Here is a 4757-nt window from a genome sequence, read left to right as displayed (position 1 = left end):
TGGGGGTGCCCTGCGGGCTGGGTTGCCGCAGGCAACTCCAGCCCCGCCGGCGTTTGAGGCGCGGGGGTCCGCGGGCCGGCCCCCGGGAGCGGCGCCGCACTCGGCAGCGGACAGGGGGCGCATCCAGCCGGGCCTCCGGCCCCTACGGGCTGGGATGCCGCGCAGCGGGATTTCAGCCTCGCCGGCGTTTGAGGCGCGGGGGCTCGGGGGCAGCGCCCCCGCAACGGTGCCGCACACGGCCGCGCACCCGGAACGGCAGCGCCGCACACGGCCGCCCGCAGAGGCACATCCAGTTCGGGCGGGTCGTCGTGCAGCGGCAATTCCAGCCCCGCGGGCGATTGAGGCGCGGGGTCCGGGGCGGCGCCCCCGGCGGTCGAGCCGCGTGTTCGGCCCGGCGGGAGGGGCCAGGACCCCGCGGCGGCCGGGCGGGCTAGGCCGGGGGTGTGCGGGAGGCCAGGGTCATGATGCGTTCGGCGCCCGCAAGGACCGCCGGGTCGACGAAGCGCCCGTCGGGCAGAGCCACCGCCCCCGGAGTCCGCCGTGCCGCCCCCACGATCTCGCGGGCGGCCGTGACCTCCTCCGCCGTCGGGAGGTAGGCCCGCTCGATCACCGGCAGCTGCCGCGGATGGATCGCCGCCCGCCCCAGGAACCCCAGGGCCCGCCCGTGCGCGCACGAGGCCGCCAGCGCGGCGACGTCGCGGATGTCGGGGAAGACCGACTGGGCCGGCGGAGCCAGACCGGCCGCGCGGGCGGCCACGATCACCCGGGAGCGCGGCCAGTCCAGGCCCGCGTCGGCGGACACCCCCAGGTCGGCCCGGAGATCCGCCTCGCCCAGCCCCAGCCCGTGCAGCGCCGGATGCGCGCGAGCGATCTCGTACGCGCGCTCCACCCCCACCGCGGACTCCAGCAGCGCGTACAGGGCCACCCCGCCCGTCCGGTTGGCCACCCGGACGATCTGCTCCGGGGCGGTGACCTTCGGCAGCCGGAACCCGGCCAGCCCGGGCAACCCCGTCAGGGCGGTCAGGTCGGCCCCCGCCCACGGCGAGTCCAGCGCGTTGATCCGGACGTGCACCGGCACCGGCGGCCGTTCAGCCAGCAGCTCCGCCGTGGCGGTACGCGCGTACTCCTTGCGGGAGACCGGTACCGCGTCCTCCAGGTCCACGATCACCGCGTCGGCCCCGGCGGCGAGTGCCTTCGCCACCACCTGCGGCCGGTCGCCGGGAACGTACAGCCAGGTCAGGATCACAGCGAGCCCTCCTCCCGGAGCCGGGCGATGTCCGTCGGCGACAGGCCGAGTTCGGTCAGGACCGCGTCCGTGTCCGCGCCGTGCGGGCGGCCCGCCCAGCGGATGCCCCCGGGCGTCCCGGACAGCCGGAACAGCACGTTCTGCATCCGCAGCGGCCCCAGTTCCGGATCGTCGACCTCGGTCAGCGTGTCCAGGGCCGCGAACTGCGGGTCGGCCATGACGTCCCGTACGTCGTACACCGGGGCCACCGCCGCCTGCGCCTCCTCGAAGGCCGCGACCACCTCCTCCGCCTTGTGCCGGGCGATCCACGCCCCGACCGCCTCGTCGAGGACGGGGGCGTGCGCGGCCCGCCCGGAGCCGGTCGCGAACCACGGCTCGGCGATCAGCTCCGGGCGTCCCACCAGCCGCATCACCCGCTCCGCGATCGACTGGGCCGAGGCGGACACGGCCAGCCAGCGGCCGTCCGCGCTGCGGTAGGTGTTGCGGGGCGCGTTGTTCGTGGACCGGTTGCCGGTCCGCGGCTGCACGTAGCCGAGCTGGTCGTACCAGAGCGGCTGCGGGCCCAGCACGGTCAGGATCGGCTCGATGATGGCGAGGTCCACCACCTGGCCGTGGCCGGTCCGGTCGCGACCGGCCAGCGCGGTCATCACGGCGTACGCGGCGGTCAGCGCGGCGATCGAGTCGGCGAGCCCGAACGGCGGCAGGGTGGGCGGCCCGTCCGGCTCCCCGGTGATGGCGGCGAACCCGCTCATCGCCTCGGCGAGGGTGCCGAAGCCGGGCCGGTGGGCGTACGGGCCCACCTGCCCGAATCCCGTGACCCGGGCCAGCACCAGGCGCGGGTTGGCGGCGCTCAGCTGAGGCCAGCCCAGGCCCCACCGTTCCAGAGTCCCGGGCCGGAAGTTCTCGATGACCACGTCCGCGGTGGCGGCGAGCCTGAGCAGAGTGGTCCGGCCGCCCGGGGTGGACAGGTCCAGGGTCATGGTCCGCTTGTTGCGGCCGAGCAGCTTCCACCACAGGCCGATGCCGTCCTTGGCGGGGCCGTGACCCCGGGAGGGGTCGGGCCGCTCCGGATGCTCGATCTTGATCACCTCGGCGCCGAAGTCGCCGAGCAGGGTGGCGGCGAGCGGACCGGCGAACAAGGTGGCGAGATCGAGCACCCGCAACCCGCCCAGCGGCCCCCCGACCGGCCCGTCCTCCGCTTCGTGCCCTGCCACGGCACCGGCCAAGGGCTCACCGGCCGGCCCGGGCCCCGCTGCGGCGCGGGCTGAGGGCTCCCGGCCCGGCCCGGGAGCCCTCGCGGAGGCCTCCGCCAGGAGTCCCCGGGCCGGCCCGGCCTCCGCGGCGGCGTCCGCAGGGGCCCCCGCTGCCGGTCCCGCGGCGGCGCCGGGCGCGGCTTCGGGTGCGGTGCCGTTCATGCCGGGCCGTCCTCGGCCGGGGAGGAGGCGGCGTCGATTTCCGTGCGGGGCGGCATCGACTCCTGGGCTCCCGGGCGCTGCACCGACAGCGCCGCGGCACCGCACGCCCAGGCCAGGGCTTCCCGGACCGGCCGGCCCTCGCCGAGGGCCACGGCCAGTGCGCCCACGAAGGTGTCCCCGGCCGCCGTCGTGTCCACGGCCCGCACCGCTGGCGCCGCCACGGTGATCGCCCCGCGCCCGCGGGCCGCGTACAGCACACCCGCCGCGCCGAGCGTGATCACCACCTCCGGTACGTCCTGCAGCAGTGCCTCCGCCGCCTGCCGGGGGTCGGTGAGCCCGGTCAGGGCGGCCGCCTCGTGCTCGTTGGGCACCAGCAGGTCGGTGGCGGCCAGCAGCGCCGACGGCAGGGGCTGGACGGGCGCCGGCGTCAGCACCGTCCGTACGCCGTGCGCCCGGGCGGCGGCCGCGGCCGCGGTGACGGCGGACAGCGGCACCTCCAGCTGGAGCAGCAGCGTGTCCGCGGCGGCGATCCGGGCCTCGTCATCCGCTTCCAGCCCGGTCACCCGGGCATTGGCGCCGGGGATCACGATGATGGAGTTCCCGCCCTCGTCGTCGACCGTGATGTGAGCGGTGCCGCTGGCCCCCTCGACGGTGCGCAGGCCTTCCGTGGCGACCCCGGCCGAGCGGAGCGCAGCCCGCAGCCGGATCCCGAACTCGTCCGTCCCGACCGCCCCGATCATCGTCACCCGCCCGCCGCTGCGGGCGGCGGCGACCGCCTGGTTGGCGCCCTTCCCGCCGGGAACGGTGCGGAACTCGCGGCCGGTCACGGTCTCCCCGAGCCGCGGGGCCTTGGGGACGTAGGCGACGAGATCCATGTTGGTACTGCCGAGCACGGCGATGGCCGTCATGAGCGGGCTGCCTCCTGTGCGGTGAGTTGGGCGAGCGTGTCGAAGCCGACGCCGTCGAATCCGGGCACGGTGGTGGCGAGCCGGTTCTTCAACGGTGCGGTCCAGCGGTGCGGGATCCGGTCCGGGGAGCCGGCCAGCAGTCCGGCGATGCTGCCGGCGGTGGCGCCGTTCGAGTCGGTGTCCCAGCCGCCCGACACGGCACCGCAGACGGACCGGGTGAAGTCCCCGTCGGCGTGGGTGAGGGCGGCGGCGATCAGGGCGGCGTTGGGGACGGCGTGCACCCAGTGGTAGTGCCCGTAGCGGCGGTGCAGATGGTCCACCACGTCGTCGAAGTCCGTGTGCCGGCCCGCCGCATCGATCCCGTCGCGGACGGCCTCGGCGAGCCGCGACCGGGGCGGTACGACGGCCAGGCCGGCCCGCAGCACGGTGTGCACGTCCGTCTTGCCGCTGCCGCTGCCGCCGGCGCCGGCCGCCGTGGCGATCGCGGCCGCGGCGAACAGGGCGGCGTACACGCCGTTGTCGGTGTGCGTGAGGACGGCGTCCCGGTACGCCTGGGCGGCCGCCCGCGCCGGGTCGCCCGGGTTGGTCCAGCCGTGTACGTCGGCGCGGATCAGCGCGCCGATCCACTCGCGGAAGGGGTTGCGGTGGCGGGCGGTGAGCGGGGGCTCCAGCCCGAGCAGGAGATTGCGCAGGGCGACCCGCTCGGCGGTGAAGGTCCGGCCGGCCGGCAGCTCGTCCAGCCACAGGCGGGCGACATCGGCGGTGGTGAAGGCTTTGCCGTGGCGTTGGAGCAACAGGAGGTTGAGGAGGGGGTAGTTGAGGTCGTCGTCCTCGGGCATGCCGTCGATGTTCTCGGCGAGGGAGGTGGGGGCGGAACGGCGGTTCCAGGGGTGGGCGGCGAGGAGCTCGGCCGGGACGCGTTCGGCGGTGAACCAGTCGTCGAGTGGCCAGTTGCCGGTGGAGCGGGCGAGGGCGCGGATGGCGTGCAGGGGCAGCTTCTCGACGGGCTTCCCCAACAGACACCCGACGGCCCGCCCGACCCACCCGGCCTCCAACCTCCCCACAAACCCCCCGGCCGGGGCCCGCACCCCCTGCCCCCGCTGCGCGGCTGCGGCCTGGCCGGGTGGGCGCCGGGGGTCGGCCGGGGGCGGTGCGGTGGGGCGGGGTCCTGCGGGGCTGTTTCCCCAC

4 protein-coding genes are annotated in these 4757 nt (G+C 76.5%); all 4 read right to left on the bottom strand.

All coding sequences use genetic code 11. The features are described 5' to 3' along the window. Positions 1-430: 430 nt before the first annotated feature. Entirely contained in the window at positions 431-1246 is an 816-nt protein-coding gene (locus tag AB0447_RS14410) for a CoA ester lyase (RefSeq protein ID WP_366476941.1), read from the bottom strand. Further along, on the bottom strand, positions 1243-2460 hold the full coding sequence (locus tag AB0447_RS14405; RefSeq protein WP_366476940.1) for a CoA transferase: 1218 nt from the start codon (positions 2458-2460) through the stop codon (positions 1243-1245). Before AB0447_RS14405 ends, AB0447_RS14410 begins: the two co-directional genes overlap by 4 nt. Positions 2461-2657: 197 nt before the next feature. Further along, positions 2658-3569: a ribokinase gene (gene rbsK / locus AB0447_RS14400; RefSeq protein ID WP_366476939.1), complete on the bottom strand. Its 912-nt coding sequence runs from the start codon at positions 3567-3569 to the stop codon at positions 2658-2660. Beyond that, positions 3566-4757, bottom strand: a 1192-nt coding sequence (locus tag AB0447_RS14395) for an ADP-ribosylglycohydrolase family protein (protein ID WP_366476938.1), incomplete at its 5' end; no start/stop codon positions are given. The genes rbsK and AB0447_RS14395, both read right to left, overlap by 4 nt.

The organism is Streptomyces sp. NPDC051211 (assembly GCF_040689505.1).
Lineage (GTDB): Bacteria > Actinomycetota > Actinomycetes > Streptomycetales > Streptomycetaceae > Streptomyces.
Note: the sequence above shows the minus strand (reverse complement) of the source record. Positions and strands in the feature narration are given on the sequence as shown.

Bases quoted from the DNA above. Each gene is read 5' to 3' on its own strand.
- rbsK (WP_366476939.1), bottom strand. From the start codon at position 3,569: ATGACGGCCATCGCCGTGCTCGGCAGTACCAACATGGATCTCGTCGCC.